Below are 15,903 nucleotides of genomic sequence, written 5' to 3'. Positions count from 1 at the left end.
TTCGAGACAAAGATTGTTCTAGTATTGCAATTATTTATGCCTATCCGAGAGATATTACCGTGTTTGAACTCCTGCGCACTAAACTAGTGCTTAATGCTGCGTCCATTTTGAGATCTCCAGCCCAGTTTTTACCTCACTCTCTTCAAAACAAAGCTATGCTTGAAGGTTTGCAACACGTATTTAAAGAGGCACTGGAAGATGGAGACTTCGATTTTCTAGAAGGGAAGTGGTTGAAAGTAGAAGTTTCAGATGTCCAACTAGAGTGGTATATCAGCTATCGAAATGACGCTCTCGTTGTGAAGAGAGATGCAGAGCAGCACGATGTGAGTTTTAGTGGAAAATTGAATGACCTCGTTCTCATCGCGGGACGAAAAGAAGATCCTGATACGCTTTTTTTTCAACGTCGTCTTAAAATAGAAGGAGACACGGAACTTGGGCTAGAAGTGAAAAACATAATGGACAGTGTGGATCTCGACGCATTACCGAAAGCACTTAACACTTTGTTAAATCAATTAGCCGACTTTGTTCAAAAAGGGCTACAATCTGCGCCCGAACACAAAGAGGTGATGAATGCTTATACGAACTGAAGCACCGGCAGATATTCTGCCTATAGAACAGTTAATCAAACATGCTTTCCCAACTGGCGCGGAAGCCGAGTTAGTGAATCGCCTGCGTGAAAATGGACAAAGAACCTTATCATTGGTTGCCTGCAATGATGAAGGTGAAGTGGTGGGGTATGTATTATTTAGCCCTGTCACGCTAGATCAACAAGATTTAAACTGGCAAGGTTTGGCGCCTCTTGCGGTAAAAGAAGAATACCGTGGAAATGGAATCGCATCAGATTTGGTGACGGAAGGCTTAGCCTCGCTAGCAGAATTGGGTTACCCAGCGTGTGTTGTATTAGGCGACCCTGCTTACTATGGTCGATTTGGATTTGAAAGCGCTGCTGATTATGAAATGGATACTCAGTGGGATGTGCCAGAAGGTGCATTTCAAGTTCGAGCCTTAAACGAAGGTGAATTTGACGGTAAATCAGGAAAAGTATTTTTCAGCCCTGAATTTTCAGATATGTAATGGTTGGAATTCTTTACCGGACCGTTTTGGAATAATTGAAAAAGGGGCTTAAAGCCCCTTTTTTACGTCTGTCATATTTTTATACCAACAGCGGAGTGTTCTTTGCTAACAAGTCGATCTTTTCTGCTTGGAGTTGGTTGAAACTTTGGCACGGTTGCTGCGCTTGAATCATCTCCAACATGGGATCTTCGATACCCGTTCTAACGCCACATAATGTTTCAATTACCGCTAACCCACAAAAAGGCACATACGCTTCAGAATACCCCCCTTCATGAACGATAACTAATTTATTGTTGGCGTGACGTCCTGAAACCTCCATTATCATTTGCGTCATTGTGCGATATGTTTCGCTATGAGCCAGCATATGGGCAAGTGGATCCACCCCACAGGCATCGTACCCTGAAGCGACCAGTATCAGTTCAGGCTGATAAGCATCGAGTGCTGGAATAACGATCTTTTCCATAGCATTTAGGTAACTGGTGTGTCCGCCTCCGGGCATCAGCGGAATATTGATATTGCTGCCTTTCCCCTTGTTTAACCCTATATCCTCTTCGCCGCTGTACCCAGGAGGAAAGCACCCTTGCTGGTGGAGAGAAATGGTTAAAACGTCAGAACGGGAATAAAAGATATCTTGTGTACCATTACCATGGTGTACATCCCAATCAACGACGGCAATGCGTGATAATCCATGAGCTTCAATGGCATGCTCTACCGCAATCGCGATATTTGCGAGCAAACAAAAACCCATAGATTGGTCCGCAAGGCAGTGATGCCCCGGTGGTCGGGAAAGTGAGTATGCGTTATCCAGCTCTCCGCTTATGACTTTATCAATGGCATGACATACCAAACCGGCAGAGCGTGTCGCAATCTCGAAGCTTCCTTTTCCGAAAGGGGCGTATAGACCAAGTTCACCACCTTTTTCATCGCTGAGTGCTTTAAATTCGTTTAGGTAATGCTCCGGATGCACTCGTAGCAGTTGTGCTTGGCTGCATGATGGGGCTGAGCTTAAGGTTAGGTGCTTGGTTATGCCAGAGGCATCCAGTAAATTTTTTAAACGACGTTTGGTTTCAGGAGATTCTGCATGACCACCAGCACTCATGGGTTGCACCCAATCACCAACGGGAAGCACTAATGCATGCTCGCCAGCAGTATGCCAAAAGCACTGTTCATCATATAAAAAACCGGTTTTATTACTCATTGTGAACTCCTTGAGCTGAAGGTGTATTGGATTGAAAAAGAATAAAGCCAAGTAAAATGAAGGAAACGAAAGCAGTAATGCAGGCATAGATGATCAAATGATCGAGAGAGTGCCCCGACTCAAGAAGGTGACCAAATATCGCTGGGCCAATGGCAAGCCCCCACCAATCACTAGGTTCGTGCTGTTCATGAGTTGCCCTTGATGGTCAATTTTTATTTGAGCGGGACCAAATTGGAATTCAGTGGCTAATTGGCTAGCTATTGCTGGTGCCATCATCAATACCGTAGGTAAAAAGGCGGCAATGATCACTAGCGCTGCGATCGTGCGCACTTCATTGGGTGAATGTTTGTTTGATGAATGATGTTCGTTTGATGAAAACTGGGGAGGTTGTTCTTTCATAGGGATATCCTTTCCGCTGTTATTTGAGCGCACGAATCCATGACGTACCTTTCGATACGACCTAAGAAGCGCTTGTTTTAGTGGGTGTTCTAACGGTTAAGCAAGTGAGAGTACTAATGCAGTAACGGTTGAATTAGCCGGATGAGCTCGGTTTTATTATGAATGTTCAGCTTTTGGTACATAGACCGAATGTGGTGTCTAACCGTATTGGGGGCGATATCGAGCTGTCTCGCAATCATTTTATAGGTCATGCCTTCGTTCATGAGCTTAGCGACACTTTTTTCTCGGCTAGAAAGCTGATCCGATTGATCTCGATACCTTGCTTGCATGAGCAGTAGCCCACCGATGCGATCAAAAGACAGAGTGATGTTTTCTCCGCAGTATTCAGACTCGTACAATTCAAGTGGTAATTGTGGTCCCTTCCAGTCGGGGAAATCGGCAAGAAGTAGCGCCGTGAAGGTTGGTTCTGTCATTTGAAGGACGCCTTTTTTATCGCATATCGCAAACGCTACCCGATGGTGGTTAACCGACTCTCTGAGGTTGTACAGCGTTCTAAGTTGGTTTGTTGCAGTCGCAGATACAAGGTGAGGCATAAGGTTAGTGAGAGTATCGACATCGGATTGAGTGAAATCGGGCTCTCCGTAACTTCGATACAGCGCTACGTGTTCACATAATTGAGTCACTGGGTCGATAGCGATCACGCACATCAGTTGGCTAATGCCGTGTTCTTTACCCAAGTTCTTGAGCTCTAATGGTGTGTCGCTATCTGCAAAGCGAATAATGACTGCCTGCCCCGGATCGTCAAACACTTTCTGTACCGTAATGTCTTTCTCTCTCATCGCTTTCCAATCGCTCAAATAGCGCTCTGAAAGATTTTTCAAATGTGTTCTGTGCAGGTGAGGTCCGTCATTTTGAATTGAGGCACGTCCCCACCATGCGCTGCTGTGTGAAATACAGCTTTCAATCGCATTCAGCACTTCACTTTGGAATTCGTCAATGGAAACGTGGCGCGCTAATTCATAGACAGATAGCAGCAACGCACTAAAGGTTTCAAGTTCACTGGAGCACCGATTGATCTGTTTTGACATGATGTCACCTTTGCGTTTGCATTGAATGAATGCTGGTTAACATTTTGTTTACATTATCACGGGAGATACTCGAAAAACATCGTCCAAATGTAGGATGGGGCAGTGGCTTGCGAAGGTTAAATTTAACGAGAAATTTCCATTGGATATTTGTGTCAATACCTTCGATTTTTTTTCAAATTTTATTTTGATAATAATCAACTCTTTATTCATTTTAGATGAAATTATCACCAGAATTTCCTTTCAAGCTCACTGGTTTGTCTATACTGATTTAGCGGTTGTGATCGGTTTGATAGGAAAAGGGAGAGGATTATATGCTGGCTAGACATTTAGATTGTGCGCTGAACGATGTGTCACACTCCAAGGCACATATCGAGGTAAACCCAACTGGTGTGGTCGCTGTTGAAATTCATGAGAGTCATCAAAGCTTAAGATCAGAATTTGACTCTCTAAGATTCGAACGAAAGGGCAACGTTACAGAGCTTGTCGGGGAAACACCGAATGCTCGTAAAGGTAAAACCTGGAGGTTGCCACTTTGCCATCGTGATGCTCGAGTTTTGCAAGAATGTATCGATGATGCATCGGAAGAACTCGAGATTTTGATGCGCGACCTCTAACAACGTCAATGAATAAATCTTCAAGAGCACTTCGGTGCTCTTTTTTTTGTAGTGAATAGTTTTGAGCTTAAGCGAGAACGATAAAAATGAGCAGCCTTTTCTTTTCGTGCAAGCATCGTTTTTTGTTACTATCGACCACCTCAATGAATAACTAATTGTGTCGATGTCATGAGTAACGCATCTTTTCTTCAAGAAATGCAGATCGATCAGTGGCAGGTTCTTCACCCTGAGCGTTTAGAAGGGGTGGATATCACACCTATCTCACTGCCAGAGCACTGCCGAATGTTACTGATTTGCCCTAATGTTCCAACATCTGCCGAGCGCACCTTTCTTGCAAAAGTGCTTGGTAGCTTCAAAGTGAGTATTGATGATGCCTTTTTACTTGAGCCTCAGCAGTTGTCACAAGTTGATATTGCCAACGTCGAGTGGGTCTGGTTTTGTCAATGTGAGCCTAGCGAACTAGAGAGTGTGAAAACGTTACATTCTGAGTCACTCTCATTGGTTGAATCGAATAAAGAGCACAAACAAGCACTTTGGAAGCAAATAAAGTCCTATGAATAATGCAATTACGCCGCTGTCTACTCAGCACTTAGATAGTGTTTGGGCGATTGAGCAGCAAGCGCACAGCCACCCATGGAAAGAATCGATGATACGGGAATTAGACTCTCGTGGAGCGTGTCATTATGGGCTTCATATCGGTGATGAGCTGGTGGGGTATTTTTACGCACAGAACATTGTAGGAGAAGTGACGTTACTGAATATTGCCGTTTCTCCTTCTCATCAAGGAAAAGGGTATGGAAAGCAGCTGCTTCAAGGGTTTATTGAAGTATGCACAGCGGCCAATGCCGAAAGTGCTTGGTTGGAAGTGAGAGAAAGTAATCAGAGTGCATTTGGGTTGTATGAATCGGAAGGGTTCAATGAAGTTGACCGACGCATAGATTACTACCCGACGGCATCAGGAAAAGAAGACGCGATTATCATGAGTTATCTGTTTATGTAGCGTAAAGAAAGAGAAACCCCTTTCACTTATATTCTCGCGCCTTGAACCCGTTTAACTGAAACCAAAAACAGCGTAGATCTCTCACTTAGATTGACTCAATTGTTTGATGATTTGATTGTTGTATTGCGGCTTCTTAAGTCGCAAAGACATAGTTTCTGCATCCAAAGGTTTATCGAATATGTATCCCTGAAATTGTTCACAACCTAAGTCTGTTAAGGCTTTTAGCTCTTCGGGTTCTTCGACACCTTCTGCAATCACTTCTAATCCAAGGCGCTCCGACATCAAAATGATTGAATCGACGATAGCGGTATCGTTTTTATTAAGGTGAAGTTCGGTTACGAATGAGCGATCGATTTTTAACACGTCCAGTGACAGTCTTTTTAAGTACTTAAGAGATGAATACCCCGTACCAAAGTCATCAATGGCTATCTTAAAACCTTTCTTTTTCAATTCCGCCATTTTTATTACACAGGCATCGATGTTCTTCAGTAGCATGTTTTCAGTGAGTTCTAGCTCGATGTCTTCGGGAGCGATACCTGAACGCTCTACCGCGCCCGTTACCTGCTCAACAAAATCTGCCTGAGAAAATTGAAGTGGGCTGATATTGATAGCAAGTCGTTTGAAGGTACTAGGCACATTACCGCTCTCTTTCCAATGCGCCATTTGTAAGCAGGCTTGCTCAAGTATCCAAGAGCCCATAGGGATGATTTGCCCAGTCTCTTCGGCAATAGACATAAAGGTATCTGGCGGCACAGTGCCTTGAGTGGGGTGATTCCACCGGATGAGCGCTTCAGCACCCACCAACTCCCCTTTTTTATTTACTTGAGGCTGATAGTAGAGCTCGAATTGGTTTTTGTTGAGGGCTTCATGAAGCCCTTTTTCGATAGACAAAAAAGAGTCCACTAACTTACGCATTTCGGGCTCGTAAGTCTTGTAAGTATTACTGCCCGCCGATTTTGCGCGATACAGGGCGGTATCGGCTTGTCGCAAAAGTTCTAAGGCATTGGTATCTGGGCTCGGGAAAGTCGCAATGCCAACACTGATACTGCAATACAAGTGGTGTGATTCGACGACATAAGGAGAGCGAGCTAAAGATAATACCTCCTCCGCATGTTTTTTTGCCTGCTCTAAGGGGACGTTAGGCATCAAAATCGCAAACTCATCCCCCCCAATCCGAGCGAATAAATGTATCGGGTCGAGTAGCTTTTGCAAACGTTCTGATACAGCTTGAAGAAGCTGATCGCCAATCGCATGTCCGAGTGAGTCGTTGATCGTTTTGAATCGGTCAAGGTCGAGGTAAAGAAGCACCCCTGGTTCGCTGGTGCGATAAGACTTATTGAGCGCTTCATCCAATCGGTCGAGTAGCTGTTTTCGATTCGGTAGCCCTGTCAGTCCATCAAAATACGCAAGGTTGTGAATTTGTATTTCAGCCTGCTTACGGTTAGAGATATCCCTCGCTTGCACCAAAAACATGGGAGTATCATTCATTGTAAGCTCAATAGCTGTTGCTTCAACGGGAAAGGTTGCCCCGTTCTTTTTACGATGAACCGCTTCAAATAAAGAAGCTTGGCTTTCTGACGGTTGTTTTACTTTAAAACCAATGTAATCAATCGAATAACTAACGCTTATCGTTACCGCAGGAAAGCCCACCAGCTCTTCTTTTTCGTACCCCAATAAGTCGCAAGTATTGCTGTTGACGTGGGTAATTTTGCCATCTTGATTGATCAGTAAAAGCGCATCGCTTGAGTTATCCATTATGGTACTAGCGAAATGCTCACTTTTTTCGAGTGCTTCAATGTTTTGGCTTAATTGTGCGGATGCTTGCTCACGTTCATTCCACATGGTTTGAAAAGACTGGGCGAGCTGCCCTAGTTCATCGTCTCTTAGTTGCCCTGGTAGCTTCTTTTGAGATTCTTGAAATTGCAAAGAACGAACCCAATAGGTGAGATCAATAAGAGGTTTGGATAGTTTTCGATAAAAGAAAAAAAGCAGAATACTGGCTAGGAGTACATTGCGGATCATATCGAAAATGAGCAGTGATTTTGCTCTTTCTAAAAAGCCATTAGCGGATGCAATACCGTTAACCGTAAAACTAAGCGTTCCTACAACCTGCGTTGTGCCTGGCTGGTGGAGTGAGATAGTGTAAATTTGTTCGTTGGTGAAGAGCCACTGACCAAGAGACTGATTCAATCGGCTTTCATAATGAAAAGTTCGATGCTCTTCCGATAACACATCATTAAAGTCGTCGGTAAGCACTACATGACGTACAGCCTTGGCCGTCATGATACTGTCCGTCACTTGCTGGGCTAATAAGGGGTTAACGTGATAAGCCGCTTGGCTGGCATTGGTGTAATTTTGCTCCAGCTTCAGGTGATATTTCTCAGAAATTTTTTGACGTTCTCGGTGTAGATCCAGAACAATTTGGTAAAAGCTAAAAAGCAGCCCCAGTGCAACAGCAACCAGAAATACAGTTTTGGTCTGACGAGTAGCAAGAGATTTTCGGGACTGACGATACAAATTTTTTTCCTTAAACGTTGGTGGATCTCTATAAATAAGCGCCTAATTATTATTTAATTTTTGAGCGCATTGTATATCGCAAGATCTTGATTAAACCTAGCCATAATCTCTTTTGCATTTGGTGTTCGTTTTCCTAAGCACATATGCAGCGTGATGGGTTTACTGTCTTCAAACAATACGACTTTCAGCTTATTTTGTGTGTGTGACCTTTCTGCAAAGTATTTCACACTCTCGGTTCCGCTATAAATCGCGTCGAAATCGCGCCTAAGAAGCATATCTAATGCCTGCGGGATAGAGTTTGCTTGAGCATGGGGAATGTTATTTCTCACCAATTCGGTTTGCGTGTTCCATTTGTGGATAGCAATTAGGTTTATGCCATTTAAATCGCTGATGTGTTTTGGGGGTGTGCCAGTGTAGCTGTTTCGAACAATAAGACCGTTATTTATGGCATCAATAGGATCTGAGAAAAGCATATATTTAGATCTGTCATTATTTTTCGTACAGCTCACTAGTCCTGAAATCTTACCATGCTTGACACTTTTTAATGCTCGAGACCAAGGTGGGTTGATCAAATTAATGCGGATTCCTTGCATAGCCATAACATCGACAACAATTTTAGTGTCGTTACCTGCTATTTCGTTGTCGGCGTTGATAATGGTGTAAGGAGGGTAGTGAATGGCTGCTAAAGAAATTTCTTTAGAAATAACGGGTAAAGAAAAAAACATCACGAGGAATAATACTCGAATTTTGCCATTCAACATGATGCGGTTCTTCCTGATTGTTATCGAGCTGTAAAGTTTAGATTCTAGAGACTTTACAACATATGTGAATGATAAATATCACAAAAAACCTAAAACTTTTACAAATTTATCCAATTAAAGAATTTTGGCAAACTATTCATACTAGTTAATTTTTTTGTCCTTAGTAATCTCATTTATTGAAAAGCTCAAATTTAAGACAGTAGCATCAGATATGAGCCTCACTCTGTGGCAGTTTTCTTTCACGTTATTGCAAATTTCGCTGATTTTAATCTCATGTTTGACGAAAATATCGTGCTACTTACGAATTGTTTAAAAGTTAACCTAAATGTTCTTTTTCAAATTTTAGTTTTTTTGCAGTTTATAAATATCGATAAATAGGGGGTATCGCAGATGTGTCTACATGATGTTCAATCACTCGCAAGCTCTCACTTCATTCCGATTGTTGAATACAGTAAAAAGATGAATAAAAGGTTTGGTTTGTGTCAGTCGGTAAGCTTGAGGTGGTTTGAGTATAAGTACGTTCATGTGATTTCACACCTCTTAGCTGGTGTACTATCGATAACCAACTGGAAAGCTGAGCCCGAATCTCATACAATTGCGCCATTTGCTCACGCCTGACGACAAGACCGATGTAATAGCCTGAATTCAAATACACAGTTTATACCTCGCATATTGTGCCTAAAACTTGTTTTTAAACAGCGAGTTTGGCGTGTCGTGCATACCAGTTTCAATGTCATTGCAACCATAATGCAGTGATCAATAAAGAAGATTACAACCATGTCTAATTCTCCATTTACACAAGAAGTGTCTAAACGTAGAACCTTCGCCATTATTTCTCACCCCGATGCGGGTAAGACCACCATTACCGAAAAAGTTCTTTTATTCGGACGCGCAATTCAGTCTGCAGGTACGGTAAAAGGGCGTGGCTCAAACCAACACGCTAAATCCGACTGGATGGAAATGGAAAAAGAACGTGGTATCTCGGTCACCACTTCTGTGATGCAGTTTCCGTACAACGAGTCTTTGGTTAACCTTTTGGATACTCCAGGACACGAAGATTTCTCGGAAGATACATACCGTACTTTGACCGCAGTTGATTCCTGTTTAATGGTGATCGATGCGGCAAAAGGTGTCGAGGATCGTACCCGTAAACTCATGGAAGTAACGCGCCTGCGTGACACGCCTATCGTAACTTTCATGAACAAGCTCGACCGTGATATCCGTGATCCAATGGAATTGTTGGACGAAGTTGAAAGCGAGCTGAATATGGCTTGTGCCCCGGTTTCTTGGCCTATTGGCTGCGGTAAAGAATTCAAAGGTGTTTACCACATTCATCGTGACGAGACGATTTTGTACTCGACTGGTCAAGGTCATACTATTCAAGACACAAACATCGTCAAAGGTTTGAATAACCCTGAACTTGACGAAGCCCTTGGTGAAGAACTTGCCGAGCAACTGCGTGAAGAGCTTGAATTAGTGATAGGTGCTTCCCATGAATTTGATCGTGAGCTGTTCTTAAGCGGTGAACTCACCCCTGTTTTCTTCGGTACCGCATTGGGTAACTTCGGCGTCGACCACATGTTGGATGGTTTGACTGAGTGGGCACCAGAGCCTCTATCTCGCCAAGCGAACGAGCGAGAAGTCGAAGCTAAAGAAGAAAAGTTCTCAGGCTTTGTTTTTAAAATTCAGGCAAATATGGACCCGAAACACCGCGACCGTATTGCATTTATGCGAATTGTATCGGGAACGTACACGCAAGGCATGAAGATGAATCACGTTCGTCTTGGTAAGCAAGTCAGCATTTCTGATGCTGTTACCTTTATGGCGGGCGACCGATCTCGTGCAGAAAACGCGTACGCTGGCGACATCATTGGGTTACACAACCACGGTACAATTCAAATTGGCGATACCTTTACACAAGGTGAAAACCTGAAATTCTCTGGTATTCCTAACTTTGCGCCAGAGTTGTTCCGTCGTATTCGATTGAAAGATCCATTGAAGCAGAAGCAGCTTCTGAAAGGGCTAGTCCAGCTATCAGAAGAAGGCGCCGTACAGGTGTTCCGTCCACTGCAAAACAACGATCTGATCGTAGGTGCCGTTGGTGTTCTTCAGTTTGATGTTGTTGTGGCTCGTTTGAAGTCGGAATACAACGTTGAAGCAATCTATGAAGGCGTTAACGTGGCAACAGCTCGTTGGGTAGAATGTGACGACGAGAAAAAACTGGATGAATTCCAGCGTAAGAACCAAACTAACCTAGCGCTCGATGGTGGTAATAACCTAAGCTATATTGCGCCAACCATGGTTAATTTAAACCTTGCGCAAGAACGCTTCCCTGAAGTTAATTTCCGTGCCACTCGCGAGCACTAATTGTTAGGGAAAGTTGTTCACGGAAACCCATTAAAAACGTCGCCTTTTTGGCGACGTTTTTATTTGAGAAACACACAAATGGGATAATTAATCCAAGAAGACTATTTTCATCAAGATTTTCAATCAGGCTCCATCACTGCTATTAAGCGAATGACCTTGATAGTATTTCTCCAGCGCGTCTCTGGTCATCTCTAATGACACCTTGGCGTCTTTTCCTCGACGGAACATCAAGGCGAGATAAAGCAAATCAATGAGGTATAACTGGCAAGCTCGCCCTTCCAGAAAGTCGCCATAAAGAGGAACTTGCCTTGGGTTGTGATTGTGCCACGTGAGCAGTGTATGATCTGCGCTTTGCCCCACTTTAGAGTCTTTCAAGCTGGTGATGGCAATGGTATTTGCCCCATTGATTTTAGCCTGAGTTAATGCCTTTGCGACGGTGTCAGTTTCGCCTGTATGGGAAATGCCGATCATCACGGCATCCGATGGCAAAGTAGAGGCAACAATGGTTTGGGTATATCCATCGCAATAGCTGGTGGCATCAATCCCTATTTTTAGCAGTAAATGCACAGCTTCATCACAAATCTCAGCCGCTCCACCAACACCGACGAGTACCACTTTACTGGCATTGTGAATGGCATCAACAGCTTGTTCTAGATTGCCGTAGTCGAGGTTTTTTTGGGTCATCCCTAAACCATTAATCAATGCGTTCATCAGCTTTTGGCTTAACACCACTAATGAGTCTTTTTCTGATAGCTCGCTAGGAATGTTGGGAATGGTATTTTCTTCCGCAATACTGCTTGCTGCCGCCATGGAAAGTTTTAGATCAGAATACCCTGCGTAGCCTATAGAACGAGTGAATCGACTGATGGTTGCTTCGCTAATTTCTAGCTTGTCTGCGAACTCGGTGATCGAATAATTCAGCCGCTTTCCTAAGTGGCTCAAAATGAAATCTGCGACCAATCTTTCTGATTTACGCAGTTTCTCGTAATTTGAGTGGATTCTTTCTACCAGCTCTGTGCCTGCCTGTTTGTCCATTTTATATCATCTCATTCCGTCATTGGGCGAAGGGCTCTCGATCTTTCGAATAATCGTTAACTTTGAAAGGTCAATCACTCCCATAAACACAAAAAATAAAAATGTAAGTAATTTTTAACATTAATAATCCTATGTAACTTCTAGTAAGTCAATTTTCAATATCACAGCATTACAAAGTTAATTAGTAAAATAATTTTCACAAAGTGTGATCTTTCTCTGGTTTGTCTTTTTAAGTTTATTATTATCAAGTATTTATTCGTTTGGTTCTGTATGCCTTTCGAGTGTCTTTATTCTATTTAACACAAGCTAATTGCTTATATTTCATACATTTTGATTGGTTTTAAAGTTTGTTTTTTATCGTGTGTAAAATTATTTACATTTAAAATTGTACGATCTATAGTCAATTCCATATCGAGAAAACGACACGGAAAATAAGTTTAGGTAACGAAATGGACGCGAAGAAAATACAGGTAGATACGCAGGTCTCCAGTGAGACGTTGAAAAAAATTTTCACAAGCTGCTACAAAACGCGGTTATTTGAAACTGAGGGGGTCAAGCTGTACCGCCAAGGTCATGTTAGAGGGTATTTTCACCCATACCTTGGGCAAGAAGGCATTGCGGCTGGTGCGTGTGCTGCAGCGGTCCCAAATAAAGATTACATCTCTTCCACCCATAGAGGGCATGGTCACTGCATCTCATGGGGAGCCGATGTGAAGCGTATGCTCGCTGAACTTTTGCAAAAGAAAGAAGGATACTGCAAAGGGTTCGGTGGCTCGATGCACATTGCGGATATTCAATCCAACAATCTAGGAGCCAATGGGATCGTAGGGGCAGGTACCCCGATCGGAGTTGGCAGTGCGTTAGCTAATCAAGTGAAGGGTAGCGATGCGGTCACTATTATTTTTACATCCGACGGTGGCGTAAATAACGGGACGTTTTTGGAAGCATTAAACCTTGCCGCCATTTGGAACCTCAATGTCGTTCTGATTATAGAGAACAACCAATACGCAGTGTCAACGCCAATTGAAGATTCCACACGACAAACGGATCTGTATCGCCGAGGTGAAAGCATTGGTGTTCCTAGCTATGCAGTGGACGGTAATGATCCTCTTGCTGTCTACACATTGGTCTCGGAGGCATGCGAAATATGTCGCTCCGGAAAAGGACCTGTGTTGATAGAAGCTAAAACTTATCGCCACTCTGGTCACCATGTAAATGACCCTGGTAACTATATGCCTGAAAGCAAACTTCAATATTACAAAGACAAAGATCCCGTGACTTCTGCTCGCAACAACTTAAAAGGTTTAGGGGGGTACTCAGAAGAACAAGTTGCCTCCTTGGAAGCTGAGATTGAATCGGAATTGGAAGAAGCGTTGTCATTTGCTTTAGCGGGAACGCAAGTCTCGGTGGATGAGTTTGAACAGACCATAGCTGGTTATTAAAGGAACGGACAAACCGATTTATAGGATTAAAACATCAAAGGAGAGATGGTTTTGGCTAGCAGAGTAATTATGTACCGAGACGCGCTGCGCGAAGCTCTCGAAGAAGAAATGGAAAGAAACAGCGACGTGTTCATTATTGGTGAAGGCATCGCAGAACGAGGCGGTTCCTACAAAGTAACAGAGGGGCTACTTGATAAATATGGAGAGTTAAGAGTTCGCGATACCCCTATATCAGAAGCCAGCATGATAGGAGTGGGTGTGGGCGCCGCTATTTCAGGCGCAAGACCCATCGTGGAAATTCTTTACGTCGATTTTGCCATGTTGGGTATGGATCAAATTGTAAATCAGGCGGCTAAATTCCGCTTGATGACCGGCGGTTCTGGTCATGTTCCCTTTGTACTGCGAACCCAAGGCGGAGCAGGTGGTGGGGTTGCGGCACAGCATTCACAAAGCTTAGAGGCGCTGTTTTACCACATTCCTGGGTTAAGAGTTGTCATGCCTTCAACGCCTTATGATGCAAAAGGTCTATTAAAACACGCCTTAAGACAAGCTAACCCCGTTATGTTTATTGAGCACAAACATTTATACATGACCAAAGGCGAAGTGCCTGAAGGTGAGTACGAAATTGAGTTTGGTAGAGCTGATGTGAAGCGAGCGGGATCGGATGTCACCTTGATTGCTTGGTCGAATATGCTGCCTCGCTCTTTAGAAGTGGCAGAAGAAATGGCGAAAGAGGGCATTTCTGTCGAAGTTATTGATCCAAGGACATTAGTGCCTCTCGATGAAGAAACCATCATCAATTCAGTGAAGAAAACGAACAGAGTCATCATTGTGCAAGAGGCTGTGCGCCGAGGCGGTGTGGCGTCAGATATATGCTCCATCATCCAAGATAATGTCTTTTATCACCTTGATGCGCCCATTGAAATTGTAGCTGGGCTTAATACGCCAATTCCATTCAACCTTGAGTTGGAAAAAGCCGCCATTCCGCAAAAAGAGCAGATTCGAGACGCCATTTTGAAGGTGGCGAACAGCACGGTTCAAAGTGAAGCGGGATAGAAAGAGCGTTTAGCCCTATGTAGAGCGCTCAAATTTACAACACGAAGAGCGATTAGCTTAACAAAACGCAAAACGATCAGTTTAACGCTATGTGGAACGACAAATAGCAAAGCAAACGAGTGAACAGGGAAGTGAAATTATGGCGACTCCGGTATTGATGCCACAGGTTGGTCAGGATCTGGAAGAAGGCACGTTAACAGAGTGGATGGTAGAAGTCGGCGATACGGTCAAAAAAGGCGATATTGTTGCTGTTGTCGAATCTGAAAAGGCTTCGTTTGAAGTCGAAACCTATCAGGAAGGCGTTGTGCTGGAATTGCTTTATGAAGAAGGTGATACCACCACAGTGTTGGAGCCCATTATGTTTATTGGGGCACCTGATGAAGCGAACAATAACGAGAAAGCACATGCGGAAACCACGCCTGTCGCCGCAGTGACTTCTTCGACAGAAAACGATACAAAAGCCGAGCAAGCCTCACACCTAAATACAGTGATATCGGCTAACCATGGGCAATTGGGAGCGTCACCTTTGGCGCGAAGGATGGCTGCGAATCGAAATATTGATTTAGCCTCTGTCAGCGGCAGTGGACCTGGAGGGGCTGTGCTGGAAAGGGACTTGGCTGATGCAGAGCCGAGCTCTGGTAATGATTATGGCGACCAGCCTTACTCGAAAGTCCGTCAAGTTATTGCTGACAGGCTGACGGAATCGAAGCAAACCAAACCCCATTTCTATTTGCGCACCGAAGTAGATGTAACGGATTTACTGGCGAAACGAAAAGCGTACAACCAGTCTAATGATGACAACCTTTCGATTAACGATCTGGTGATTTTCGCGGTCTCTCGTCAATTAAAACACCATGGCAAACTCAATTCACATGTGTTTGCTGACCGTTGCACGCTTTTGGAGGATATCCATATTGGAGTGGCGGTATCGGTTGACGATGGTTTGTTGGTTCCGGTTATCGATCATGCCGACCGTAAATCCCTGAAAGAAATCAATCAGGCATCTCGCACTCTGGCAGAAGGTGCGCGTAATGGGATGAATAAATCCAAATCCCGTGGCTCATTCACCATTTCGAATATGGGGAAATGGGGCGTTGAACTTCTCCCCATCATCAATCCACCGGAAGCGGCCATTCTCGGGGTGGGCACCATCAATAAACGTGCTTGCTGCATTAATAATGAATTGGGATGGCGTGACTTTATGGTATTGACGCTATCGGCGGATCACCGAGCAGTCGATGGCGTTTACGGCGCCGAGTTCATGATGAAGCTGAAGGAAAGTATTACCGCTTTGGATCTATAAAATTTATGAACGTATGAATTACGCCGAAGCGCGGAAGTGATTCGGCATC

Annotated in this window: 16 protein-coding genes; 9 read left to right on the top strand and 7 right to left on the bottom strand. The window is 43.8% G+C overall.

Features of this window, described 5'->3' with window-relative positions; all coding sequences use genetic code 11:
• Window positions 1–59: 59 nt before the first annotated feature.
• Window positions 60–587, top strand: coding sequence for a ubiquinone anaerobic biosynthesis accessory factor UbiT (gene ubiT / locus Q8W40_RS11510; RefSeq protein WP_101113234.1), 528 nt, complete (start codon window positions 60–62; stop codon window positions 585–587).
• Window positions 571–1,074: a GNAT family N-acetyltransferase gene (locus tag Q8W40_RS11505; protein ID WP_305397284.1), complete on the top strand. Its 504-nt coding sequence runs from the start codon at window positions 571–573 to the stop codon at window positions 1,072–1,074. The genes ubiT and Q8W40_RS11505 overlap by 17 nt, the downstream gene beginning before the upstream one ends.
• Before the next feature lie 79 nt (window positions 1,075–1,153).
• On the opposite strand, the gene Q8W40_RS11500 is transcribed toward Q8W40_RS11505, so the two are convergent.
• The 3 genes from Q8W40_RS11500 to Q8W40_RS11490 form a co-directional block, all read right to left on the bottom strand.
• Window positions 1,154–2,272: a class II histone deacetylase gene (locus tag Q8W40_RS11500; RefSeq protein ID WP_305397283.1), complete on the bottom strand. Its 1,119-nt coding sequence runs from the start codon at window positions 2,270–2,272 to the stop codon at window positions 1,154–1,156.
• Window positions 2,273–2,365: 93 nt separating this feature from the next.
• The gene (locus Q8W40_RS11495) at window positions 2,366–2,671 is read right to left on the bottom strand and encodes a hypothetical protein (RefSeq protein ID WP_305397282.1); all 306 of its coding nucleotides are present in this window, start codon (window positions 2,669–2,671) and stop codon (window positions 2,366–2,368) included.
• 113 nt (window positions 2,672–2,784) lie between these two features.
• The gene (locus Q8W40_RS11490; protein WP_305397281.1) at window positions 2,785–3,759 is read right to left on the bottom strand and encodes a response regulator transcription factor; all 975 of its coding nucleotides are present in this window, start codon (window positions 3,757–3,759) and stop codon (window positions 2,785–2,787) included.
• Window positions 3,760–4,070: 311 nt separating this feature from the next.
• On the opposite strand from Q8W40_RS11490, the gene Q8W40_RS11485 reads away from it, so the two are divergent.
• The 3 genes from Q8W40_RS11485 (at window position 4,071) to rimI (ending at window position 5,373) form a co-directional block, all read left to right on the top strand.
• Entirely contained in the window at window positions 4,071–4,373 is a 303-nt protein-coding gene (locus tag Q8W40_RS11485) for a hypothetical protein (protein ID WP_305397280.1), read from the top strand.
• A 168-nt stretch (window positions 4,374–4,541) separates the two neighbouring features.
• Complete coding sequence (locus Q8W40_RS11480; RefSeq protein WP_305397279.1) at window positions 4,542–4,934, top strand: DNA polymerase III subunit psi; 393 nt, start codon at window positions 4,542–4,544, stop codon at window positions 4,932–4,934.
• The gene (rimI, locus tag Q8W40_RS11475; RefSeq protein WP_305397277.1) at window positions 4,927–5,373 is read left to right on the top strand and encodes a ribosomal protein S18-alanine N-acetyltransferase; all 447 of its coding nucleotides are present in this window, start codon (window positions 4,927–4,929) and stop codon (window positions 5,371–5,373) included. Before Q8W40_RS11480 ends, rimI begins: the two co-directional genes overlap by 8 nt.
• A gap of 81 nt (window positions 5,374–5,454) precedes the next feature.
• Here rimI and Q8W40_RS11470 read toward each other — a convergent pair whose 3' ends face one another.
• From Q8W40_RS11470 to Q8W40_RS11460, 3 genes are all read right to left on the bottom strand, one after another.
• Entirely contained in the window at window positions 5,455–7,890 is a 2,436-nt protein-coding gene (locus Q8W40_RS11470; protein ID WP_305397275.1) for an EAL domain-containing protein, read from the bottom strand.
• Window positions 7,891–7,943: 53 nt separating this feature from the next.
• Window positions 7,944–8,651 (bottom strand): substrate-binding periplasmic protein, encoded by a 708-nt coding sequence (locus tag Q8W40_RS11465; protein ID WP_305397273.1) that lies wholly within the window; start codon window positions 8,649–8,651, stop codon window positions 7,944–7,946.
• A 430-nt stretch (window positions 8,652–9,081) separates the two neighbouring features.
• Window positions 9,082–9,306, bottom strand: a complete 225-nt coding sequence (locus tag Q8W40_RS11460; RefSeq protein ID WP_305397272.1) for a hypothetical protein — start codon at window positions 9,304–9,306, stop codon at window positions 9,082–9,084.
• Between the two features lie 122 nt (window positions 9,307–9,428).
• Here Q8W40_RS11460 and prfC point away from each other — a divergent pair, with 122 nt between their 5' ends.
• A complete protein-coding gene (gene prfC / locus Q8W40_RS11455; RefSeq protein WP_305397270.1) occupies window positions 9,429–11,018 on the top strand; it encodes a peptide chain release factor 3 in 1,590 nt (529 codons plus the stop codon).
• A gap of 123 nt (window positions 11,019–11,141) precedes the next feature.
• On the opposite strand, the gene Q8W40_RS11450 is transcribed toward prfC, so the two are convergent.
• Window positions 11,142–12,053: a MurR/RpiR family transcriptional regulator gene (locus Q8W40_RS11450; protein WP_101113223.1), complete on the bottom strand. Its 912-nt coding sequence runs from the start codon at window positions 12,051–12,053 to the stop codon at window positions 11,142–11,144.
• 449 nt (window positions 12,054–12,502) lie between these two features.
• On the opposite strand from Q8W40_RS11450, the gene Q8W40_RS11445 reads away from it, so the two are divergent.
• The 3 genes from Q8W40_RS11445 (at window position 12,503) to Q8W40_RS11435 (ending at window position 15,854) form a co-directional block, all read left to right on the top strand.
• Complete coding sequence (locus tag Q8W40_RS11445; protein ID WP_305397268.1) at window positions 12,503–13,495, top strand: thiamine pyrophosphate-dependent dehydrogenase E1 component subunit alpha; 993 nt, start codon at window positions 12,503–12,505, stop codon at window positions 13,493–13,495.
• 45 nt (window positions 13,496–13,540) lie between these two features.
• Entirely contained in the window at window positions 13,541–14,551 is a 1,011-nt protein-coding gene (locus tag Q8W40_RS11440; protein WP_305397267.1) for an alpha-ketoacid dehydrogenase subunit beta, read from the top strand.
• A 139-nt stretch (window positions 14,552–14,690) separates the two neighbouring features.
• Complete coding sequence (locus Q8W40_RS11435; RefSeq protein ID WP_305397266.1) at window positions 14,691–15,854, top strand: dihydrolipoamide acetyltransferase family protein; 1,164 nt, start codon at window positions 14,691–14,693, stop codon at window positions 15,852–15,854.
• Window positions 15,855–15,903 lie beyond the last annotated feature (49 nt).

Source organism: Vibrio penaeicida, assembly GCF_030689305.1.
In the GTDB taxonomy this organism is placed as follows: Bacteria; Pseudomonadota; Gammaproteobacteria; order Enterobacterales; family Vibrionaceae; genus Vibrio; species Vibrio penaeicida_B.
This window is presented reverse-complemented; position numbering and strand designations above follow the sequence as displayed.